The organism is Streptomyces sp. NPDC002742 (genome assembly GCF_042888885.1).
Classification (GTDB): Bacteria; Actinomycetota; Actinomycetes; order Streptomycetales; family Streptomycetaceae; genus Streptomyces.
On the sequence record NZ_JBIAQF010000005.1, the window covers coordinates 206,556 to 228,719 of the forward strand.

The 22,164-nt window shown below is 71.8% G+C and carries 15 protein-coding genes; 8 read left to right on the top strand and 7 right to left on the bottom strand.

Annotated features, from left to right (window positions below; all coding sequences use genetic code 11):
• Window positions 1–484: 484 nt before the first annotated feature.
• Complete coding sequence (locus ACFYW8_RS10310; RefSeq protein WP_389070182.1) at window positions 485–1,216, bottom strand: hypothetical protein; 732 nt, start codon at window positions 1,214–1,216, stop codon at window positions 485–487.
• A gap of 256 nt (window positions 1,217–1,472) precedes the next feature.
• Here ACFYW8_RS10310 and ACFYW8_RS10315 point away from each other — a divergent pair, with 256 nt between their 5' ends.
• From ACFYW8_RS10315 to ACFYW8_RS10330, 4 genes are all read left to right on the top strand, one after another.
• Complete coding sequence (locus ACFYW8_RS10315) at window positions 1,473–3,101, top strand: phospholipase A2 (protein WP_389070185.1); 1,629 nt, start codon at window positions 1,473–1,475, stop codon at window positions 3,099–3,101.
• A 143-nt stretch (window positions 3,102–3,244) separates the two neighbouring features.
• Window positions 3,245–6,052 (top strand): S8 family serine peptidase, encoded by a 2,808-nt coding sequence (locus tag ACFYW8_RS10320; RefSeq protein WP_389070190.1) that lies wholly within the window; start codon window positions 3,245–3,247, stop codon window positions 6,050–6,052.
• Window positions 6,053–6,264: 212 nt separating this feature from the next.
• Window positions 6,265–8,817 carry a helicase-associated domain-containing protein gene (locus ACFYW8_RS10325; protein WP_389070194.1) on the top strand — a complete coding sequence of 851 codons (2,553 nt, stop codon included), beginning with the start codon at window positions 6,265–6,267 and terminating at the stop codon, window positions 8,815–8,817.
• 75 nt (window positions 8,818–8,892) lie between these two features.
• A complete protein-coding gene (locus ACFYW8_RS10330) occupies window positions 8,893–10,539 on the top strand; it encodes a DNA repair helicase XPB (RefSeq protein ID WP_389070199.1) in 1,647 nt (548 codons plus the stop codon).
• A gap of 495 nt (window positions 10,540–11,034) precedes the next feature.
• Here the strand turns inward: ACFYW8_RS10330 and ACFYW8_RS10335 are convergent, their stop codons facing one another.
• Complete coding sequence (locus tag ACFYW8_RS10335) at window positions 11,035–11,229, bottom strand: hypothetical protein (protein ID WP_355841351.1); 195 nt, start codon at window positions 11,227–11,229, stop codon at window positions 11,035–11,037.
• Between the two features lie 438 nt (window positions 11,230–11,667).
• On the opposite strand from ACFYW8_RS10335, the gene ACFYW8_RS10340 reads away from it, so the two are divergent.
• On the top strand, window positions 11,668–13,737 hold the full coding sequence (locus ACFYW8_RS10340) for a HelD family protein (RefSeq protein ID WP_389070205.1): 2,070 nt from the start codon (window positions 11,668–11,670) through the stop codon (window positions 13,735–13,737).
• A 165-nt stretch (window positions 13,738–13,902) separates the two neighbouring features.
• On the opposite strand, the gene ACFYW8_RS10345 is transcribed toward ACFYW8_RS10340, so the two are convergent.
• Window positions 13,903–15,117, bottom strand: coding sequence for a trypsin-like serine peptidase (locus ACFYW8_RS10345; protein ID WP_389070208.1), 1,215 nt, complete (start codon window positions 15,115–15,117; stop codon window positions 13,903–13,905).
• A 468-nt stretch (window positions 15,118–15,585) separates the two neighbouring features.
• The gene (locus tag ACFYW8_RS10350; RefSeq protein WP_389070213.1) at window positions 15,586–16,290 is read right to left on the bottom strand and encodes a copper homeostasis protein CutC; all 705 of its coding nucleotides are present in this window, start codon (window positions 16,288–16,290) and stop codon (window positions 15,586–15,588) included.
• A 249-nt stretch (window positions 16,291–16,539) separates the two neighbouring features.
• Here ACFYW8_RS10350 and ACFYW8_RS10355 point away from each other — a divergent pair, with 249 nt between their 5' ends.
• A complete protein-coding gene (locus ACFYW8_RS10355; protein WP_389070218.1) occupies window positions 16,540–18,987 on the top strand; it encodes an N-acetylmuramoyl-L-alanine amidase in 2,448 nt (815 codons plus the stop codon).
• On the opposite strand, the gene ACFYW8_RS10360 is transcribed toward ACFYW8_RS10355, so the two are convergent.
• Window positions 18,975–19,208 (bottom strand): hypothetical protein, encoded by a 234-nt coding sequence (locus ACFYW8_RS10360; RefSeq protein WP_389071178.1) that lies wholly within the window; start codon window positions 19,206–19,208, stop codon window positions 18,975–18,977. The genes ACFYW8_RS10355 and ACFYW8_RS10360 overlap by 13 nt on opposite strands.
• Window positions 19,209–19,313: 105 nt before the next feature.
• On the opposite strand from ACFYW8_RS10360, the gene ACFYW8_RS10365 reads away from it, so the two are divergent.
• Both ACFYW8_RS10365 and ACFYW8_RS10370 read left to right on the top strand, forming a co-directional pair.
• A complete protein-coding gene (locus ACFYW8_RS10365) occupies window positions 19,314–19,994 on the top strand; it encodes a hypothetical protein (RefSeq protein WP_389070222.1) in 681 nt (226 codons plus the stop codon).
• Between the two features lie 230 nt (window positions 19,995–20,224).
• Window positions 20,225–21,331: a GNAT family N-acetyltransferase gene (locus ACFYW8_RS10370; RefSeq protein ID WP_389070227.1), complete on the top strand. Its 1,107-nt coding sequence runs from the start codon at window positions 20,225–20,227 to the stop codon at window positions 21,329–21,331.
• A 136-nt stretch (window positions 21,332–21,467) separates the two neighbouring features.
• On the opposite strand, the gene ACFYW8_RS10375 is transcribed toward ACFYW8_RS10370, so the two are convergent.
• Together ACFYW8_RS10375 and ACFYW8_RS10380 are read right to left on the bottom strand one after the other, a co-directional pair.
• Complete coding sequence (locus tag ACFYW8_RS10375) at window positions 21,468–21,731, bottom strand: DUF4031 domain-containing protein (protein ID WP_365871458.1); 264 nt, start codon at window positions 21,729–21,731, stop codon at window positions 21,468–21,470.
• Window positions 21,728–22,123 carry a hypothetical protein gene (locus tag ACFYW8_RS10380; RefSeq protein WP_389070231.1) on the bottom strand — a complete coding sequence of 132 codons (396 nt, stop codon included), beginning with the start codon at window positions 22,121–22,123 and terminating at the stop codon, window positions 21,728–21,730. The genes ACFYW8_RS10375 and ACFYW8_RS10380 overlap by 4 nt, the downstream gene beginning before the upstream one ends.
• Window positions 22,124–22,164: the final 41 nt, after the last annotated feature.

Consider the following 22,164-nt stretch of genomic DNA (forward strand, 5'->3'; position numbering starts at 1 on the left):
GCTGATGCCGCACCGCCGCCCGGCCCGTTGCCACGAGACCTTCCCGGCCCGCTCCGAGTCCCTTGTCCACCTCGCCATGACCGACCTCATGGCCCGCCGCCTCACCGGTGAAGCAACCATTTCCCGGCGCGACCCGACACCCCGGATGAAAACAACGTCCAGAGATGAATCATCGGAAAGAAACGACCCTTCAGGGATCGTTTGCATTGGCGAAGTCAATTTGGTCGCAATTCATTCCGGCGCCGAAGTGCAACTCCTGGGACTTCATTGCGTCAACATGACCGACAGGGCGCGACAAAGGACCGTATCGCCAGCCTCACCCCTTGAAGTCTGTCTCATTCGAAGGGATGCGCATATCGACGGTTCCCCTCACTGTGCCCCACACTGACCGGATACGCGAAAGGTGCGAACGCGTCCTTGAGGCGTGCACGGCGATGTAAATTAGGTGAAAACGGCCTCCAGGGATGAAACGGCCTCATTGGAGTTACTCCTCCGTCTTCTCGACTTCGAATACTCCGGTGGCGGGGGCCGTGCATGCGGTCACCTCCGTTTCCGCGCCCATCGCCAGACCTGCCTCGCAGAGTTGGCCGCCGTTCTCACGCAGGTCGAGGTAGAAGCGCGTGGCCTTGCCGTCCTGCTCGAGGCCGTGGATGCGTTCGTCGATGTAGCCGAGGCCGTTCAGGGTTTTGCGGACCTTGGCGGGGGTGGGGTCCGGGACAGCCTGCAGGGCTTCGATGATGCGCTGTTGATGGTGTCCGCTCGCGCACCAGTCGCGGGCGTTCAACTCCGCCTCGGGCCCTGTCGGGGCGTCGGGCACGACCGGGTCGGCCGGCGGGGTCTCTCCAGGGTCGAGGCTTTGTTTCCCTTCCGGACCGGCCGACTCCAGGCCGGTCGGCAGGCCGGTCGGGGGTACCTCTCCAGGGTCGAGGCTTTGCTTCCCTTCCGGACCGGCCGACTTCTCGTCAGCCGGTCCCGACGCCGCCCCGTCCGCCGGGGAACACCGCTGCGCGAACTTGTCGAGCATGGCCGCGAAAGCCGCCTGCTCGGGCGACAGCGATGTGGCACTCGCCTTGGAGCCGGCGCTGCCGCCCCGCGCCCCCCCGCCACTCGACTCGTCGGCTCCGCAGCCGGTGAGCACCAGGGCGGCGAGAGTGGCAGTCGCGAGGATGCGTCCGGGGTGGCCTAAAGCGCCGACGGCGGCGGGGATACGTGTCATGCGCGTAGTTTCCGGCCGTCGCCCCGCATCCCGCATGAGTACGCGTACTCATATCCATGGGTACCGGTGAGAGTCGTCGGCAGGTTTGTCCTGCCGCACGAAAACGGGTGAACACCCTCCACTTTAAGGGGTTGTGCAGACGATCAGACTTGATCTACTGTCCGCACCGTTCCTTAAAGGATCAATCACATTCAAACACGAGGGGGGACTCGTGCGCAGAAGCGCGCTGCCCGTATTTGCCGCATTATCCTTGTCTTTGCTGTTCGCACAGGAAATAGCCGGGGCGGCACCCGCGGGTGCATCGCCCGCCGCGGCGCCCGCCGCAGCGGCCGCAGTCGCCGATCCGCCGCCGGCGGACGGTGAAATCCAGCAGGTCGGTCCCGGCCAGTACTCGACCGCGGACAATTCCTTCGAGATCTACGAAACAGACGTGGCAGAAGGCCTCATGAGCCGCAGCCACACCGTCACCCAGACGGGCGGTGTCGCCAGGCCGGAGTCCGCACCCGCGTCCCGCCCGGAAATGGGTGTGTTCGGCCCGGGCTGGGAAGCCGAGTTCGTGGGGGGCCAGCTCAACCGGAAGCTGGAGGAGACGGCCAACTCCGTCGTCGTCAGCGACCTCAACTCGAACGTCCCGATCACCTACGCCCTGAAGAGCAGCATCGACTACCCGAGCGGTGGCGGCGTCAAGAAGTACGCGACCACCGAGGGCGACAAGCTCACCGAGACCACCAAGTTCGACGAGGCGACGGGGACCATGGTCTCCACCGTGGTCGAGACCCTCAACATGGCCGCGTCGGCCGCGGACGCGGACCAGTCCGCCGACACCGACGCCGACGCTCCCATCGGCATCGACATCCTGACCCCCACCTACACCTGGAAGCAGGCCGCTCCGGGCGCCGACGCCTGGCGCGTCACCGGGGTCGGCAACGTGGCCGAAGGCAACCTCTCCACCGCCGGCTACGACGCCCTGGGCCGGCTCTCCACCCTCAAGGAGGCTGCCTCCGGGGAAGCCCCCGAGCAGTCGCTGGTGGTCAAGTACTCGACCGCCACGACAGCCACGAGCTCGACTCCCGGTGAGTTCGCGGGTCGCGTCAAGGAGATCACCGTCACCACCGGTGCCACGACGCAGACGCTCGCGCGGTACTCCTACGACACCTCAGGTCTGCTGCGTTCGGTGGCGAACCCGACCGAGGGCACCGAGCCGGTCTCCTCTTACGCCTACGACTCCACCGGGCGTGTCTCCGACGTCACTTCGCCGTCCAACGGCAACTGGGACCTGTCGTTCCCCGGCGATTCGGCCGCCCCGAACGTCGAGCCGGACGGCCCCGCGAGGCCGACCGCCGAGTCGCCCATCACGGGTGCGCCGGACATCACCAACGATGCCGCCACCGCCCCGCCGGCGACGGACTTCTCGGACGGGGAGATCTCCGACCCGGAGGCCTACCCTCGCCACTGCAACCGCGCGACGGACTGGCTGTGGTACCTGGAGAGCGGTTGCGCGGCATGGGCGGCGCACTACGGGTGGCACAAGCCGGTCTGGAAGAAGACGCCGACCGGTAACTACGTCGTGGGCATCAACAACGACGGCTGCAGCACTCCGGGTCCCAACATCAACAGTCCGCTCGGCTACAGCTTCCGGAGCGCGTGCGACATGCACGACTACGGCTACGGCCTGATCGGCAACACGTACAAGGGCTACAAGTACTACCTCGACCGCAGCAAGAAGTCGAACGTCGACAACGCCTTCTACACGACGATGACGAAGTACAGCTGCAACCACTACTTCATCCTGTCGAGGCCGCGCTGCTACTCCGTCGCGTACGTCTACTACAAGGCCGTGGGCCTGAAGGGCAATCCGAAGAACGGCGCCAACGCCACACACTGAGCCCCATCAGGACTACCTGACGGAGCACGCACCAGAGCATGGGCGGGCCGGGTGGCAGAACATCGGCCATCCGGTCCGCCCACGCCTGCCTTCCACATACCTCCCTTCGGGCTGAGCCATGCCCGTTCCTCGTTGGAGCAACAGTGAAGAGACCGATATGGGCAGCGGTCATCACCGTGGTGATGACCGTGACCATCGGCACCGTTCCTGCCCACGCCGCCGCAGCACTCGGCACCACCGCAGCGGCGGAAACGACGGACGACCCCGTCGCCGCGCCGCTGTACGACGAGACCGCCGGTGGCGGTACCGTTCGCGTCAACGTCGTCACGAAGAGCCGCACAGATCTGCCCGGCGCGGCTGCCATCGGCACGATGATGCAGTCCTTCAGGACACTGCCGGTCGTCACCCTGAAGGTCGACGAGGCCGGCCTGGAGAAGTTGGCGGCCCAGCCGGGTGTGGTCAGCGTCACCGAGGACACTCCGGTACCGCCCTCACTGGATCAGAGCATCCCCCTCATCGGCGGAACCTCGCCCGCCGCGGCGGGTTTCACCGGTACGGGCAGCGCAATCGCCGTCCTGGACACGGGGGTTGCCACCCATCACCCCTTCCTCAAGGACCGGATCGTCGCCGAGGCGTGCTTCTCGCCCATCGATCCTGACTACTCCGCCACCAGCCTGTGCCCCAACGGCACCGAGGAGCAGGAGGGCACCGGCTCGGCCGACTCCGAGACCGGGCCGTGCGCGGCCATCGCCGAATGCGACCACGGCACCCACGTGGCCGGCATCGCCGCAGGCAACGGGGAGGGCATCAGCGGAGCCCCCGCTCGCGGCGTCGCTCCCGGTGCCGGCATCGTCGCCATCCAGGTCTTCAGTCAGTTCAACTCCGAGGACTTCTGCGGCAGCCCCGAGGCAACGCCGTGCGTCGGCAGCTTCACCAGCGCCCAGCTCGCAGGACTGGAGAAGGTCCTGCAGCTGAAGCAATCCGGTACCCCTGTCATCGCCGCGAACCTCAGCCTCGGCACCGGCCGGTACACCACAGCCTGTGACAACTCCCCCCACACATTCGCCATCGACAGCCTCTTTGCCGCCGGAGTCGCCACCGTGATCGCGGCCGGGAACAACGGATACACCGACGCGGTCAGCGCGCCCGCCTGTGTCCCCTCCGCCATCGCGGTCGGCTCCACCACCGACGACGACGAGCTGTCCTCGTTCACCAACCGGGGACCACTGCTGGACCTCTTCGCACCCGGCACCAGCATCGTCTCCTCCGTCCCCGGCGGCGGATACGCCTCGAAGAGCGGCACGTCCATGGCCGCCCCGCACGTGGCGGGCGCCCTCGCGGTACTGCGGCAGGCTTTTCCCGAGAAGAGCCTCGCGGGCCTTGAGTCGCTGCTGAAGACCACCGGGAAGCCCATCACCTATACCGGCGCCACTACACCGCGCATCGACCTCGCCAAGGCGCTCGGCCAAGGACACGGCAACATCACCGACTTCAACGGCGACCGGGTCGAGGACATCGCCATCGCCGACCCCGAGGCCACCGTCGGCGGTGACGCCAAGGCCGGCCTGGTGCGCGTCGTCTACGGCGACGGCAAGGGCACCCTCGAACTCAACCAGGACCTGCCCGCGGTTCCCGGCGACGCCGAGGCGAACGACTACTTCGGTGACGCGCTGGCCACCGTCGATTACGACAAGGACGGCTGCACCGACCTGGTGGTCGCCACCTCCCGCGAAGACATCGGCTCCGCGGTCGACGCCGGCACCGTCGACGTCATCTACGGATCGCCCGCCGGCCTCGCCGCGGGCAAGGCCACACTCCACCTCGAAGAGGGCACAGGTTCGGGCGACATCCTGGCCGGGGTACCCGAAACCGGGGACCGCATGGGAACCGCCGTCGCCGCCGGCCTCACCACCGCCCAAGAGCCCTACCTCCTCATCGGAGTCCCGGGTGAGGACATCGACGGCAAAACCGACGCCGGCGACGCCTACTATCTGCGCGGCACCACCGATCGAGTGCTGATCCAGGGGAAGTCAGGCGTGGCCGACACACTCGAGGCGGGCGACAAGTTCGGCTCTTCCGTCGCTGGAACACCCGAACATCTGGTCGTGGGCATTCCGGGCGAGGGAGTCGTTCCCTATCCGAGCGGCCCCAACGCTGCCGAGGTGGTCTCGGGCGCGGTCGAGGTGATGAGCCACGACCTGAACAGCAGCGGTGTCCCCACTCACGTGGGGTCCGTCCGTCAGACGGACCCGATGCTTGAATCCGGAGAGGCCGAGGCGGGGGACCAGTTCGGTGCCGCGGTCTCGGCCGCGGAAGGCACGATCGCCATGGGCCCGTTCACCTTGCAGGGCTCCTACATCGCCATCGGCGTCCCCGGCGAGGACATCACCTACGCAGGCGCCACCAAGGCGGATGCCGGACGCGTTGTCGTGGTCAGCGTGATGAAGGACCGCAACCCCGTGGTTCAAGAGGTCGACGCCGACTACGAGCAGACCCCCGACGCCATTACCGGCGCACCCGAAGCCGGTGACCGCATGGGCGCCCAGGTCTCCGTCACCAACCTGGCACCCGAGCAGCCCAGCACCGCCTCCAGCCTGCTGATGGCCGTCGGAGTGCCGGGCGAGGACATCGGAACGATCGCCGACGCGGGCGCGGTAAGTGTCTTCCCCCTGATCGGCGCGCCGGGCGACAACGACCGGTGGATCGAGGCCGGTAACGCCACCGGTATGCCTGGCACCCCGGGTGCCGCGCAGAACGTGGGCACCAGCCTGTACGGCACTCCGACCCACCTGTACATCGGAATGCCCTACGGCCCCGGCGCCAATGGCGCCCTGTACGCGATGCCATGGGCGAATGCGACCGGCGGCACCGCGCAACCCGTCACCACCTACGCGCCGGGAACAGGCGGGCTTGCCGCCAACGGGCTGCGGTTCGGCATGACAGCACGGTAGACAGCACCCGGCACGCTTGAACGCAGCCGTGTGCTCGATGAACGCTCCGCTGCGGACGGTGGTCAAAACCGTGGCGGGGGGGGGGGGGGCCCGGGGGGGGGGCGCCCCCCCCCCCCCCACGCGGGCGGGCCGGGGGCGTCCGCGCTGCCGCTGAACGACCCACGGGACGGGGGCCGTGCCCCTGGGGCGCGGTACCCGCTACCGTTGACAGGATGAGCCCCGAGACGACCGCCCCGCGGTCCCTGGCGGAAGCCCTCCGCGCGCGGGACGACGCCTCGCTGTCCGCCCTCCTGCGGTCCCGGCCGGACCTGATCACCCCCGTCCCCACCGATCTCACCCAGCTGGCCACCCGGGCGGGCACCCGGGCGTCGGTCGTCCGCGCCCTGGAGCGTCTGGACCGTTTCACGCTGCAGACGGCGGAGGCGCTGGCGGTGGCGCGGGAGCCGGCGACGTACGACGAACTGCTCGGGCTGCTGGCGGGCGACGACAACGACCCCACGGTCACGGCGGCCTTCCCGCACGCGCTCGGCACGCTTCGCGAGCAGGCGCTCCTGTGGGGCGGCGACGACCGCCTGCGGCTCATGCGGACGGCGCGGGAACTGCTCGCGCCGTCGCCGCAGCACCCGTCCCCGACGGGGCTCGGGCCGACGGTCGGCGAGGCCACGGCGGGCATGTCGCCGGGGCGCATCCAGGAGATCGTGGCCACGGCGGGGCTGACCTCCACCCATGACTCCGTGTCGGCGGTGGCGTCGCTGAGCGCCCTGTTCAGCGACCGGAGCCGGATGTCGGCGCTGCTCGACGAGGCGCCCGCCGAGGCGATCGAGGTGCTGTCCCGGCTGGTGTGGGGGCCGCCGTACGGGCAGGTGACGGCCGAACCCGCGGCGCATCTGCGCTGGCTGATCGGGCGGGGCCTGTTGCTGCCGACGGGGCCGGGCACGGTCGTTCTGCCCCGGGAGGTCGCCCTGCACATGCGGGCGGGACGCGCGCACCGGGTGACGGAGCCGGTGGCGCCCGCGGTCGAGGCCGCGACGCCCCACCGTCCACAGGTTGTGGACGCCGCCGCGGCCGGCCAGGCGTACACCACGCTGGCGACCGTAGAGGAGCTGCTGAAGGACTGGCACGAGGGCGGTCCCGCGGTGCTGCGCGCGGGCGGCCTGAGCATGCGGGACCTGAAGCGGACGGCGGTGGCGCTGGACGTCTCCGAGCCGGTCGCCGCGTTCTGGGTGGAACTCGCCTACGGGGCGGGCCTGCTGGCGTCGGACGGTGAGGCGGAGGAGCGGTACGCGGCCACGCCGGCCTACGACGCGTGGCTGGAGCTGCCCGCCGCGGAACGCTGGGCGCGGCTCGCCTCGGCGTGGCTCACGGCGACCCGCACCGCCGGTCTGGTCGGCGGACGGGACGCGAAGGACCGCACGCTCTCGGCGCTCGGCCCCGGCCTCGACCGTTCCGCGGCGCCCGAGGTCCGCCACCGCGTCCTCGCCCTGCTCGCCGAACTTCCCGAGGGCTCCTCACCCGCCACTGACTCCCTCCTCGCCCGGCTGTACTGGGAACGGCCCACGCGCGGTGCCCGTCCCTCGCCGGACGAGCTGCGCGCCAGGCTGGCCCACTGGACGCTGTCCGAGTCGGAGCTGCTCGGGGTGACCGGCCGGGGCGCGCTGTCCGCGCAGGGGCGGGCACTGCTGGGTCTGCCGTCGACGGCGGGCGCGAAGGGGGCGGAGGGGGCGGAGCCGTCCGGCCCGGGTGACAAGCTCCCCGCCCACAAGCGGCACCACCCCGTGACCGCCCCCGTGCCGCACTCCCCCGCCGAGCGGGCCGCGGCGGCGACCAGAGCCGCCAGGCTCCTGGCTCCGCTGCTGCCCGAGCCGCTCGACCACGTCCTGCTGCAGGCGGACCTCACGGCGGTCGCGCCCGGTCCCCTGGAACGCCCGCTGGCCGACACCCTCGGGGTGCTCGCGGACGTCGAGTCCAAGGGCGGGGCCACGGTCTACCGCTTCACCCCGGGCTCGGTGCGCCGGGCGCTCGACGCGGGCCGTTCGGCGTCCGACCTGCACGCCTTCCTCGCCGCCCACTCCCGTACGCCGGTCCCGCAGCCGCTGGCCTACCTGATCGACGACATGGCGCGGCGGCACGGTCATCTGCGGATCGGGGCGGCGTCGGCGTACGTCCGCTGCGACGACGAGGCGGTGCTCAACGAGATCCTCGCCGACAAGCGGTCGCAGGAGTTCGGGCTGCGGCGGATCGCGCCGACGGTGCTGGCCGGGCAGACCGATCCGGCGGGCCTGCTCACCGGCCTCAGGTCGATGGGTTTCGCGCCGGCCGCCGAGTCGGCGGAGGGCGACGTCCTGATCAGCCGGGCGCACGCCCACCGCACCCCGCCGCGCACCGCCCCGGAGCCCGTCCCGGACGGTCCGCCGGTCCCGGACGCCACCCTCCTCGGCGCCGCGGTCCGCGCGATCCGGGCCGGGGACCTCGCCTCCACCGCCCCGCGCAAGGAGGACCCGGCCGCCGGCCGTCCCGTGGACGGCGGGCTGCCCCGCACCAGCTCCGCCGAGACCCTCGCGACCATGCAGGCCGCCGTCATGACGGGCGAGGCGGTGTGGATCGGCTACGTGAACGCCGAGGGCGCCGCCAGCCAGCGCGTCATCGCCCCCATCCGGGTCGAGGGCGGCTTCGTCACGGCGTACGACCACACGGCGGACGAGGTCCGCACCTATCCGCTGCACCGGGTCACGGGGGTCGCGGAGCTGGCCGACGACCAGCCGTGATCACCCGCCGATAGGGCACACTGGACGTTTGGCCGAGCATCCGCGCCGGGTGCCGCCACGCAGAAAGGGACGCGTGTGAACGGACCGCTCATCGTCCAGTCCGACAAAACGCTTCTGCTCGAAGTCGATCACGAGCTGGCCGACGCCTGCCGTCGGGTCATCGCCCCCTTCGCCGAGCTGGAGCGGGCGCCCGAGCACATCCACACCTACCGGGTGACGCCGCTCGGCCTGTGGAACGCGCGGGCCGCCGGGCACGACGCCGAGCAGGTCGTGGACGCGCTGGTGGAGTTCAGCCGTTATCCCGTCCCGCACGCGCTGCTCGTGGACATCGCCGAGACGATGGACCGCTACGGCCGGCTCACGCTGAGCAAGCATCCGGCCCACGGACTCGTCCTCACCACCACCGACCGGCCCGTCCTCGAAGAAGTGCTGCGCTCCAAGCGCGTCGCCCCGCTCGTCGGCAACCGCATCGACGCCGACACCGTGGCCGTGCACCCCTCCGAGCGCGGCCAGATCAAGCAGACCCTGCTGAAGCTGGGCTGGCCGGCCGAGGACCTCGCCGGGTACGTCGACGGCGAGGCGCACGCCATCGAACTCGACGAGAACGGCTGGGCGCTGCGGCCCTACCAGCGCCAGGCCGTGGAGAACTTCTGGCACGGCGGGTCCGGTGTGGTCGTGCTGCCCTGCGGCGCGGGCAAGACGCTCGTCGGGGCCGGTGCCATGGCGCAGGCCAAGGCGACCACCCTCATCCTCGTCACGAACACCGTCTCCGCCCGGCAGTGGAAGCACGAGCTGGTGAAGCGGACCTCTCTGACCGAGGAGGAGATCGGCGAGTACAGCGGCACGCGCAAGGAGATCCGCCCGGTCACGATCGCCACCTACCAGGTGCTGACGACCCGGCGGAAGGGCGTCTACCCGCACCTCGAACTCTTCGACTCCCGCGACTGGGGCCTCATCCTCTACGACGAGGTCCATCTGCTGCCCGCTCCCGTCTTCAAGTTCACCGCCGACCTCCAGGCCCGGCGCCGGCTGGGGCTGACCGCCACGCTCGTACGCGAGGACGGGCGCGAGTCGGACGTCTTCTCGCTCATCGGGCCCAAGCGGTTCGACGCGCCCTGGAAGGAGATCGAGGCACAGGGCTACATCGCGCCCGCCGACTGTGTCGAGGTGCGGGTGAACCTCACCGACTCGGAGCGGATCGCGTACGCCACCGCCGAGGCGGAGGAGAAGTACCGCTTCTGCGCGACGACCGCGACCAAGCGGAAGGTCACCGAGGCGCTGGTCCGCAGGTTCGCGGGTCAGCAGATCCTCGTGATCGGCCAGTACATCGACCAGCTCGACGAGCTGGGCGAGCATCTGAACGCGCCCGTCATCAAGGGCGAGACCAGCAACGCCCAGCGGGAGAAGCTGTTCGACGCCTTCCGGGAGGGCGAGATCAGCGTGCTCGTCGTGTCGAAGGTCGCCAACTTCTCCATCGACCTGCCGGAGGCCACGGTGGCCATCCAGGTCTCGGGCACCTTCGGCTCCCGCCAGGAGGAGGCCCAGCGCCTGGGCCGCGTGCTGCGCCCGAAGGCCGACGGCCACCAGGCCCACTTCTACTCGGTGGTCGCCCGCGACACGATCGACCAGGACTTCGCCGCCCACCGCCAGCGCTTCCTGGCGGAACAGGGCTACGCGTACCGGATCCTGGACGCGGACGAACTCCTGACCGACACGGAGTAGCCCCCCCGGTAGGCGGCCGGTCCACAGGCCCCGCGCGGCACGCTGCGGCAGTGAGCCGGCTGCGCCGACCGCCCATGTGCTCCCGGCGTACCGCCCGCCGCGGCGGCGTACGGCGGGGGTGCGGCCCAGCGGCGGAACCATGCTGCCCCGAGGGGGCGCGCAGGGCATCGGCGCGAGGGCGCGAGGGCGCGAGAACAGGTCACCGGCGTACGGCGGGATGCGGCCCACCGGCGCTGGACGAGCCCGCGGCCAACCAGCGCCGTGCCGGTCACCGGCGTACGCAGGGGTGCGGCCCACCGGCGCTGGACGAGCCCGCGGCCAACCGGCGCGCGACGTGAAACACGCGGACAGGTCACCGGGGTACGGCGGGGTGCGGGCCAGCGGCGGGCCAGGCTCCCTCAAGGGGCCTGGAGGACATCGGCGCGAGGCGTGGACGTCCGGGGCCGCGTACCCCGGGATACCGGGGCACCCGCGGAAAAGGAGCGGGCGTACGCGTCAGTGGCGGCGGACGCCCGCTTCTTCGCCGTACTCGCCGAGCAGGACCACCCCGAAGGCCGCGCGTGCGAACACCTTGACGGCGCGCACGGCGTCGCCGAGACGGTGACGGTGGTGGACAGAGGTGACGGCCGTCGCGCCACGCGCGACGGGCCCGGGATGGGCAGGACCTTGGGTGAAAGTGGCTGCACTCATATCTCCATGGTGCGCACCGATCCTCCGAATGGCGTCGGTCTTCGGACCGAACCTCGTCACCCCCCAGGTACGGCTCCGGGCCTCCCGCCGTACGCCCCACGACGGACACCGACCCCTAGGGTCCCCGGATGCCCGACCCCGACAAGGCAGTCGGGCAGCGGAAAACCCGTTGGCCCCGGCATCCACCCGTCGCCTAGAATCTTCGCTCTTGCCCGCCTCCCTTCACGGAGTGCCGCCGCCCGGCCGGAAACCGGACGGCACCTGGAGTCACACCGGATTCCGCACGGATTCTGGACAGATTCCCAACGAAATCCGCAGAGATCCACGATCTGCACAAGTTCCGAAGCACTCCCGAAGCACTTCCGCAGCTCTTCCGAAGCACTCCCGAAGGTCTTCCGCAGCTCTTCCCGCAGCAGGTTTCCCCGGAGGCAATTCCCCGTGTCCACCCTGTCCGACGGCGCGTCCAGCGCCCCGCCCGGCTTCGACGATCCCCTGTCCCGCGAGCGCGCCCACCTCACCCACTCCCGTTCGGCGCTCCGAGCGATGCGCGAGGACGCGGAAAACCTCGACATCCGCGACGTCACCGCGAACTGGGTGAACGCCGAGGTGCTGCACCGGCAGATCGGCGAGCGGATCAAGGCCCTCGCCGACCTCAGCCACACCCCGCTGTTCTTCGGACGGCTCGACTATCTGCACGCTCCCGGCTCCGACCTGGCGGAGGGCGCGGCGGGCGAGCGTTTCTACATCGGGCGCCGGCATGTCCACGACGCCGGCGGCGACCCGATGGTCATCGACTGGCGCGCGCCGGTGTCGCAGCCGTTCTACCGGGCCTCGAAGAAGGACCCGATGGACGTCGGGCTGCGCCGCCGCTTCGGCTACACCGGCGGCGACCTCACGGCCTACGAGGACGAGCACCTCTCCGACCCGGCCGAGGCCGCGGCCACCAGCAAGCTGCTCCAGCAGGAGATCGAGCGCCCGCGCGTCGGTCCGATGCGCGACATCGTGGCGACCATCCAGCCGGAGCAGGACGAGATCGTACGGTCCGGACTGTCCGGTTCGGTCTGTGTGCAGGGAGGTCCCGGCACCGGGAAGACCGCCGTCGGCCTGCACCGGGTCGCGTATCTGCTGTACGCGCACCGGGAGCGACTGGCCCGCACCGGCACCCTGGTCATCGGGCCGAACAAGTCCTTCCTGCACTACATCGAGCAGGTCCTGCCCGCCCTGGGCGAGCTGGAGGTCAGGCAGGCGACCGTCGACGACCTGGTCGCGCATGTCGAGGTGCGCGGCAGCGACGAAGCGACCGCGGCCGTGATCAAGGGCGACGCCCGGATGGCCGAGGTGCTGCGCCGGGCCGTCCGCTCGCACGTGAGCATCCCCACCGAGCCGGTGATGGTGATCCGGGGATCACGGCGCTGGCGCGTCCCGGCGTACGAACTGGAGGAGATCGTCAAGGAATTGCTCGACCGCGACATCCGGTACGGCGCCGCCCACCAGGCCCTTCCGCAGCGGATCGCGCATGCCGTGCTGGTCCAGATGGAGCGCTCCGGGGAGGCCCCGGACGACCGGGTGCAGGACGCCGTCGCCCGCAACACAGCCGTGAAGGCCGCCGTCAAGGCGATCTGGCCCGCGGTCGACCCGGCGAAGCTGGTGCTCCGGCTGCTGACCGACGCGGAGTTCCTCGCCGAGCACGCGGAGGGGCTGCTCGACGAGGCCGAGCAGAAGGAGATCCTCTGGGCGAAGCCGGTGCGCGGCGTGAAGGCCGCGAAGTGGTCGGCCGCCGACGCCGTACTGATCGACGAGGCCACGGATCTGGTCCAGCGTACGCACTCCCTCGGGCACGTGGTGCTCGACGAGGCCCAGGACCTGTCGCCGATGCAGTACCGAGCGGTGGGGCGGCGCTGCACGACGGGTTCGGCGACCGTGCTCGGGGACCTGGCGCAGGGGACGACCCCGTGGGCGACCCGGAGCTGGGAGGAGGCCCTCGGCCATCTGGGCAAGGGGGACGCGGTGGTCGAGGAGCTGACGGCGGGTTTCCGCGTCCCCACGGATGTCATCACCTACGCGTCCCGGCTGCTGCCGCACATCGCGCCCGGTCTCGCGCCGGTCGCCTCGGTGCGGGAGAACCCGGGCTTCTTCGAGGTGCGCGCGAGCACGGAGGACGCCGAAGTCCTGGGCGCGGTGGAGGAGTTGCTGGGCCATGAGGGATCGGTCGGGCTGATCGCGGCCGACGCCCGGATCCCCGCGCTCGCCGAGGCGCTGACGGCGGCCGGGCGGACGTATCTCGGTCCGGGCGAGGAGACGACGGCCGAGACCCGGCTGACCCTGGTGCCGGCCTCGCTCGCCAAGGGCCTGGAGTACGACTACGTGGTCCTGGACGAGCCGCGGGCCGTCGTCGACGGCGAGCCGGACGAGCGCACCGGCCTGCGCCGCCTGTACGTGGCGCTCACCCGGGCGGTCTCGGGCCTGATCGTGACGCACGCGGCGCCGCTCCCGGCCGAACTGGCCTGACCGGACCGAACTGGACTGGACCGGAGGAGAGGGGAGGGGAGGGGAGCGACCGACCTTGCCCGCCCCGCCCCGCCCCGGCCCGACCTGGCCAGGTCGGGCCGGTCAGCAGCGGGTCCGCGGCCCCCGGCACACTGCTGGGGGTCGCCAACCGCTCGTCGCGAGGCGCTAATTGAACTTCCTGCTGGTCGCCAGGTAGACCTGCTTGGCGTTCTCACCGAGGCGCGGCCCGGTGATGAACGTCTTGCGGTCGCTCAGGGAGTTGTTGGAGACCAGGTAGGTCCGGCCGTTGTGGCTCATGAACCAGGGACCGCCGGACGCGCCGCCGTTCATGGTGCAGCCGATCATGAACTGGGCGGGGACGTTGCTCGCGAGCACGAACCGCTTGGTGGCGCCGTGGCAGTCGTACATCTTCGAGCCGTCGTAGGGCGCCTCGGCCGGGTAGCCGCGGACCTTCATGGACTTGACCTTGTTGGCGGCCGGGGCGCCGAACCACACCGGCAGAGCCGAACCGAGCCGCTCCTGAAGGGACTTGCCGCCGCTCTCGGGCTTGACGTGGAGCACGGCGTAGTCGTACCCGGAGGCCGCGTTGCCCGTGTGGGCGCCGCCCTTCATCCACTGGGAGGAGGTGGTGGCCCAGTCGGCCCACCAGATGCCGTACGGGGAGACGGCCTTGGCGCGCGGGTCGGTGATCTGGCGGCTGCCCAGGTTCGCGTTGTTGTTGTACGAGGGGACGAAGGCGATGTTGCGGTACCAGCCGCCGCCCTTGCCCGCGTGCACGCAGTGGCCCGCGGTCCACACCAGGTTGGACTTGCCGGGGTGCGCCGGGTCGGTGACGACGGCGGCCGAGCAGACCATGCCGCCCTCGGGCGAGGAGAAGAACAGCTTGCCGACCGGCGGCGCGTAGTGGTGGTAGGTCCCCTTGACCTTGGCGGCGGTCTGCTTGGCCACCCTGCCGTCGGGCAGGTAGGAGGTGGCGCCGCCGCCCGAGCCCGAACTGGTGCTGCCCGCCTGGGCGACCGGGATGCTCGCCTTGGCCGCGGCCATCTTCTCCGGCGTCCAGAAGTCCTTGATGTACGGGTTGGCGAAGTCCTCCGCCTTGGACGCCCAGTCGCTGTAGTCCTTCCACCCCCCGTTCCTCCACTTGTCCAGGGCGGCGCCGCTGAGGTCGGTGGGAATGCCGGCGGGCAGTTTGTAGCCGCCGACCGAGACGGAGCCGTCGCCCTGACCGGTGTCGGCGCCCTTGCCGGCCTGGGTGGACGACGAGGGCCGCGCGGAGGCCCCGTCGTCGCCCTTCTTGCCGTCACAGGCCGTGGTGGTGATCATGACGGCCGCGGTCACGACCGCGGCTGCCGCGAGCGTGCGGCTGCGTATGGATGGCATGGAGCCTCGTCCCCCTGATACTGCTGTGCTGCCGCACCGCTCTCGCCGGCCCGCACATATGCGTGATTGTCATGCCCCGGCCGATCGGGGCATGACCAAATATGCACGCCCGAGGTCGGCGCGTGACCACCACGTGACTCTCACAACACAACAACTACGTGGCGGAGATGGATCCGTGACCTGCCGGACCGGGCCAGCCGCGCAGAACCGGCATACCGCGCCGGACCGGACCAGTCGAGCAGAACCGGCATCCCATGCCGGACCGGACCCGCCGCGCGAGACCGACACGCCAGGCACGACCGGACCCGCCGCGCGAGGAGCGCGGCCACCGCACGCCGGGGGGGCCGCCGCACGTCGACGAGGACGGCACCGCGGACACCGGACCGCCGGCGACGGCCGGTATCACGGGCCCCCGCGTCCGGCCACCCCCCGGACGGGGACGGCGCCCGGCGCGTCGACGAGGGTGCGCTACGCGTCGAGAGCGGTCCGCCACTCCCGTACCGCCGCCGCCGAGACGGGTCCCGCCCAGCCCCCCGGACGTGCGGCGCCACCGATGTGGAAGGCGTCGAGGCCCGCGGCGCGCAGCCCCGGCACATGGTCGAGGCGCAGGCCGCCGCCGACCATGATCCGTGGCTCGTATCCCGGTTCGCCGCGCCGGGACGACTCGGCCGCGAGGACGGAGAGCCCGTCGTCGACGCCCGTCGGGGACCCGGCGGTCAGATAGGCGTCGAGGCCGGGCAGGTCCGCGAGTTGTTTGCGCAGGGCGTCGCGGTCGGCGGCGCGGTCGATCGCGCGGTGGAACGTCCAGCGGCAGCCGTCCAGTTCGGCGACGATCCGCTCCACGGCGGCCAGGTCGGCGCCACCGTGCTCGTCCAGGAAACCGAGCACGAACTCGTCCGCGCCCGCGTCCCGCATGGCGCCCGCGATCCGTACGAGAGCGTCGACGCCCTTCGCGCCGCCCGCCGCGAAGCCGTCCGACAGGCGCAGCATCACGCGCAGTGCGATGTCGACGGAGGCACGGATCCCGGCGAAGGTCTCCACCGACGGGGTCAGCCCGTCGGCCGCCATGTCGGTGACCAGCTCCAGCCGGTCCGCACCGCCGGCCTGAGCGGCGACCGCGTCCTCCACGCCGAGGGCGATCACCTCCAGGACCGCGCTCTTCCGCTCACTCATCGGACCTCTTCTCCTGGGCCGCTATAGGTCTAGTCCAATCCAACAGTACGCGGGCGGAAGCGGAGGCGCGACAAGATCACGACGAACGAAGGTGAGGGCGCGGCGGTTTCCGGCCCGGACCCTCCCGGAACCCTCCCGGACCCCCCCGGCCCGCGCGCCCGACTCCACCCCGTTCCAGCCATAGTTGAACCCTCATATACCCTCCTCGGACGTGTAGATCATGTAAAGGTCACGTGAAAGGACAGTGCAGTGCGACGACGTGGGTGGGGCGCGGCCGTTCTGGCGGTCGCGGCGGTGTCCGGGACGCTGGTCGTCCAAGGGGCCACGGGCGGGAACGAGGGCGGTTCCGGGGACGACGGGAAGTCCGGGCCGATCCGGACCAGTTCGACCACCGCCGCGCTGACCGTGGCCGACGGCGGCGCGTCCGCCCATCTGGACCGGCGCGATACCGCGCCCTTCAGCATGCTCGGGATCACCTGGGCCGAGCCGTCCGCGCGGGTGGCGGGCGCCATCGAGGTCCGGACCCGGGGCACGGCGAGTCACGCGTGGTCGAAGTGGCTGCGGCTGGACGGCGACAGCGGCGAGGGCGAGCGGGGCGCGTCCCGCGGCGGCACCGCACCGGCGTGGGTGGGCCCGTCCGACGGGGTCGAGGTGCGGATGTCCGGCCGGCCGTCGCAGCGGCTGCCCGAGGGCCTCCGGCTGGACATGATCGACCCCGGCGGCGATACGGCCTCGCGGCTGGAGCCCGCCGGGTTCGTGATGGACCCGGCCGACCCGACCGACCCGGCCGACCCGACCGACCCGGCCGACCCGACCGACCCGACCGCCCCGGCTGACCCGGCCGAGCCGCCCACGACGGACGACCCCACGGACACCGGCTCGCCCGATCCGTCCCCGTCCCTCACCTCCGAGCCCTCGTCCGACCCGACGGCTGCGCCCACGGAGACGGAGGCACAGCCGTCCACCGGGAGCGCCGACCCTTCCCCGGCCGGCTCCGCGTCGGGCTCGGCCACGCCGACCGCGTCGGCGTCGGCGTCGGTACCCCCGGCCCCGCCGTCCACCGTGCCCCGCCCGCCGATCACCTCGCGTGAGGGCTGGGGCGCGGACGAGTCCATCAGCCCCGAGGAGCCCGGCTATCTGCCGGGCGAGAAGATCAAGGCGGTGGTGCTGCACCACACCGCCACCTCCAACGACTACAGCTGCGCCGAGGCCCCGGCCGTCATCCGGGCCGTCTACACCTACGACGTGGAGCAGCTGACCTGGAAGGACATCGGCTACAACTTCCTCGTCGACAAGTGCGGCACGATCTACGAGGGCCGCAAGGGCGGCGTCGACCGGCCCGTGATGGGTGCGCACGCCTACGGCTTCAACTCCGAGACCACGGGCATCGCGATCATCGGTGACTACAGCGACGTGACCCCCTCGAAGGAGGCGATGACCTCGGTCGCCCGGCTCGCCGCGTGGAAGCTCGGCCAGTACGGCGTCGACCCGACGGGCACCACCACCCTCACCGCGGGCGCGAGCGGACCGAACTACTTCCGCCAGACGTGGGCGGCGGGCACCAGGATGACCTTCCCCGTCATCCACGGCCACCGCGACGGCTACAACACCGTCTGCCCGGGCGACGCCTACTACGCCCTGCTGCCCACGATCCGCGCCTGGGCGGGCGGAGCGGTCGAAGGGCTCACGCTGGACTCGGTCACCGGTTCCGGCGCATCCGGCACCACCGTCCTCGCCGACACCGCCGTCACCGTGAAGTGGTCGGCCTCGACCCCGGCCGCCCTGGTCAAGGAGTACGACGTACTGGTCGACGGCGAGGTCACGGCCACCGTCGCCGGCACCGCCACCTCCGCCGAGGTGAAGCTGGCGCCGGGCACCCACCGGATCGCCGTACAGGGCGTCCACCAGTCCGGCAGGACCGCGGTCAGCGCGGACGTCACCGTCCTCGCCGAAACCGCCCCGCCCACCACGGACGTCACCACCCCTGCCGCGACCCCCTCACCCACCACGAAGGCCACCACCCCCGCCGCCACCCCCTCACCCACCACTAAGGCCACCCCCGCCGACACCACGCCGCCCGTCTTCTCCACCAAGCCGAACCTCGCCCTGCGCACCGGCACGGTGAGCACCACGGCCGTCCCGCTCACCCTGAGGTGGAAGGCCACCGACACGGTCGGGCTGAAGGAGGTCCGCCTCACCGCCCCGGTCGCGAAGACGTACGGCCCGACGGTCACGAGCTCGGACCTCACCGCCAAGTCCGGTGTCGCCACGGCCTGGAAGATGACCGCGTACGACCGGGCCGGCAACACCGCCTCGGCCTCGGTGAGCGGCACCCCCGTGATCCTCCAGGAGAGCGCGGCCACCAGGTCCGGCACCTGGACGTCCAAGTCGTCGAGCTCCTACCTGGGCGGCAGGTCGTACGGCAGCTCCACGAAGAACGCCTCGCTGACCTGGACCTTCACCGGCCGCTCGGCGGCCCTGGTGATGTCGCGTGCCGCGACCTCGGGGCAGGTGTACGTCTACGTGGACGGCAAGAAGACCGCCACCGTGGATCTGAAGTCGACGACGACCAAGTACCGCGACGCCGTCTGGGCGACGACCTGGACCGGTGCCGCCAAGCACACGGTGAAGCTCGTGGTCGTCGGCACCTCCGGACGGCCCGCGGTCACGACCGACGGACTGGTCTACCTCAAGTGACCGACGGACCGGTCCGCCTCTATGGGCGGACCGGTCCTTCGGGGCCACCGCCCCGTGCCGGTGCGCCGGCCCTCGTCCGCCGGGTCCGCCGCGGTCGCCGCGGATCCGCTCCCCGGTTCGCCCAACGCCTCGCGCGCGTCCCCGGCATGGACCCACTCGCCGAGCGCGACCGCGTCGAGGGCACCCCGGGTACGGGCGATCGCGGGTCCCGACTCGGTCATACCGCGTTCCAGCTCGTCGATGGACCGAAGCCGATGGACCGCGCCCCTCCGCCGGTGGTTCCGAGCCGACGCCGGCGGCCGTCGGACGGCGGGGACAATGGCGCCATGGCAGCAGAGAGCACCCGCCACCCGGCCCACGCGGAGCTGACGAGGCGCTGGGCGGACACCGTCCTGGCCGCCCGTGACGACGACGGGTCCGGCCCGGCGCCGGAGCCCTACGCGTCGAACCTCCTGGACCGCTGGGCCGAACCCCGGCGCCGGTACCACACCACCGACCATCTCCTCGCGGTCCTCGACCACATCGACGTGCTGGAGGCGCACGGGGAGCGGGCGGAGGATCCGGCCGCCGTGCGCCTGGCGGCCTGGTTCCACGACGCCGTGTACCTCCCGGACCGCTCGGAGAACGAGGAGCGCTCGGCCCGGCTCGCCGAACGCGCGCTGGCCGAGCTGGGGATCGGCCAGGAGCGTACGGCCGAGGTCGCCCGGCTCGTCCAGCTCACCGTCACCCACGACCCGGCCGACCACGACACCGACGGCGCCGTCCTGTGCGACGCGGACCTCGCGATCCTCGCGTCGCCCCCGGCCGCGTACGCCGCCTACACCGCCGCCGTCCGCGAGGAGTACGCGTTCGTCCCCGACGACGCCTTCCGGGTGGGCCGGGCGGCCGTGCTGCGCCAACTCCTCGACCTGCCGAGGCTGTTCAGGACGCCGTACGGGGAGCGCGCATGGGCGCGGCCGGCGCGCCGGAACATGCGGGACGAGCTGGCGGCACTGACGCGGACGTGACCTACCGCCGGCCCGGATGCCGGGCCGCCGAGTGCCGGTCCACGACCGCCCCGGGCGTTGCGGACGCCGGCCCCGATCGCCCCGCCCCCGGCGGGGGCCACCACCGCCTCGGCCTCCGACCTGGGCAACACCGCCGGTCCCCGGCCCGGCGCCGTCATCGGCGACGGCAAGCCGGGGACCGGTGGAGAATGCCGTACGTCCGCAGCGTGATCCGTCCTATTCTCGGCCGCATGACAGACATGGGTGGGGACCGGGTGGAGGAAGCCGTCGCGAGCTGTGCCGCGCTGCTGCGGCCGGCGGCCGGGCGGGACTGGGACGGCGTACGGGCGGGGCGGCTGGAGTGGGACTGCCGACGGACCGCCGAGCACATCGCCGGTGATCTCATCGCGTACGCCGGGCAGTTGGCCGGGCGGCCCACCACGGCCTGGGTGCCGTTCGAGATCACGCTGGACGACGGCACCGGCAACGCGGATGTCGTCGACGTGATCGAGGCGACCGGCGGACTGCTGGCCGCCGCCGTCCGGACGACGCAGCGCGAGGTGCGCGCCTTCCATCCGTACCCGTTCCGCAGCGCGAACCGCGAGGGCTTCGCCGCGATGGGGGTCGCCGAGGCGCTGCTGCACACGCACGACATCGCCGAGGGACTCGGTCTGCCGTACAGCCCGCCGGACGAGCTGTGCACCTGGGTCCTCACCCGGATCTTCCCGCACGTCCGGCCCGAGCCCGAGGCCCCGTGGAGCACACTCCTGTGGGCCACCGGGCGCGGCGACCTTCCCGGCCGGGAACCGCTCACCGAGTGGCGCTGGAACAACAACCTGGTCATCGACACCGAGCGGCTCACGCTCCAGGGGGTCACCCCGGCCGCCGCCGCCGATCTGCGGGCGGGCGGCACGGGCGGCTTCGAGTGGATCGAGGGCGGCCCGTTCGAGGGCACGCGGGACGCCGCGGGGATGATCGTCAGCGCGTACGAGGAGGGGGCGCACCGGCCGGAGTGGGGGATGTTCGTGCTCGTTCGGCGCGAGGACGGGCGGGCGGTCGGCGGGATCGGCTTCCACGGCGTCCCCGACGAGGAGGGGCGCGCCGAGGTCGGCTACGACCTCGCGGAGGACGCCCGCGGCCGGGGCTACGCGACCGAGGCCCTGCGTGCCCTCTCCGAACAGGCCCTGGCCCAGGACGACGTGAAGCTTCTGTTCGCCGCCATCGACCGGGAGAACGCCCCCTCCCAGCGGGTGATCGCCCGCGCCGGATTCACCCGCGTGAGCGAGGACTTGGAGAAGGCGGCCCGCGAACTGCACGACCTGGACGAGTCGTTGCGGCTGTACGCGCGCGAGGCCTGAGGCGGCGGGGGCCCGGCGGGCCGGGCCGGTCGGCCGGGGAGCGGCCCCACCCGACAGCCCCGGGCGGCCACAAGGGTGCGGGCGGGCGCGACAGCCCGGCGGGGTCCCGCGAAGGCGCCCCGCGTCCCGCGCGTGGTCACCCGGCGCGCTTGCGCCGTCGAAGCCCCGCCCCGTGCAGCAGTCGTACGACCTCACGGCTGCTGACCTCCACCGCTCCCGCCGCGACCGCGTCGGCGTAGCGATGCGAGGGGATGTCGTAGTGGTCTCGCTCGAAGGCGCGCGGGGGTGCGCCCAACTCCTCGGCGAAAGAATGGAGTTCGTCGTACGAGGCATCGCTGATCAGGTGCGACCACACGCGGCCGTGCCCCGGCCAGGTGGGGGGATCGATGTAGACGGTCACGAGGGCGGGTTTCCGCCGGTCGCCGAGCTCAGGGAGCCCACGGAGGCGACCTTCACGCCCGCCTGGTGACACACCCAGTGCGGGTCGGGCCCCAACTCGGGCTCCACGTCGAGGGCGTGCGGGTCACCGGTGGCGCACACCGGGCACAGCGGCCACCGTCCGTACCGCTCCAGGAGCGCGTCCTGCACGTCCTGGGCGACGAGCCCCGCGACGAATCCGGCACCCTCCGGCCACTGCTCGACCCACCAGCGGCGCTGCACCACCGAGTCCTCCACCAGGGAGACGACGTCCGCCTCGGCGACCCGGCCCGCGATCAGGTCGGCGAGGACTCGGGCGCGCGCCGCGTGCAACGCCTGCTCCAGGGGGCCGAGGGGGCTGCCGGTGGGGTCCATGTCCCCATTGTGCGCACTATTGACCGCCCACCCCAAAGGAA

What these genes read in the sequence shown, in the direction of transcription:
- ACFYW8_RS10335 (WP_355841351.1), bottom strand. Translation starts at nt 11,229, where the DNA reads ATGAGTGCAGCCACTTTCACCCAAGGTCCTGCCCATCCCGGGCCCGTC.
- ACFYW8_RS10370 (WP_389070227.1), top strand. Translation starts at nt 20,225, where the DNA reads ATGACAGACATGGGTGGGGACCGGGTGGAGGAAGCCGTCGCGAGCTGT.
- ACFYW8_RS10345 (WP_389070208.1), bottom strand. Translation starts at nt 15,117, where the DNA reads ATGCCATCCATACGCAGCCGCACGCTCGCGGCAGCCGCGGTCGTGACC.
- ACFYW8_RS10310 (WP_389070182.1), bottom strand. Translation starts at nt 1,216, where the DNA reads ATGACACGTATCCCCGCCGCCGTCGGCGCTTTAGGCCACCCCGGACGC.
- ACFYW8_RS10360 (WP_389071178.1), bottom strand. Translation starts at nt 19,208, where the DNA reads ATGACCGAGTCGGGACCCGCGATCGCCCGTACCCGGGGTGCCCTCGAC.
- ACFYW8_RS10365 (WP_389070222.1), top strand. Translation starts at nt 19,314, where the DNA reads ATGGCAGCAGAGAGCACCCGCCACCCGGCCCACGCGGAGCTGACGAGG.
- ACFYW8_RS10325 (WP_389070194.1), top strand. Translation starts at nt 6,265, where the DNA reads ATGAGCCCCGAGACGACCGCCCCGCGGTCCCTGGCGGAAGCCCTCCGC.
- ACFYW8_RS10350 (WP_389070213.1), bottom strand. Translation starts at nt 16,290, where the DNA reads ATGAGTGAGCGGAAGAGCGCGGTCCTGGAGGTGATCGCCCTCGGCGTG.
- ACFYW8_RS10380 (WP_389070231.1), bottom strand. Translation starts at nt 22,123, where the DNA reads ATGGACCCCACCGGCAGCCCCCTCGGCCCCCTGGAGCAGGCGTTGCAC.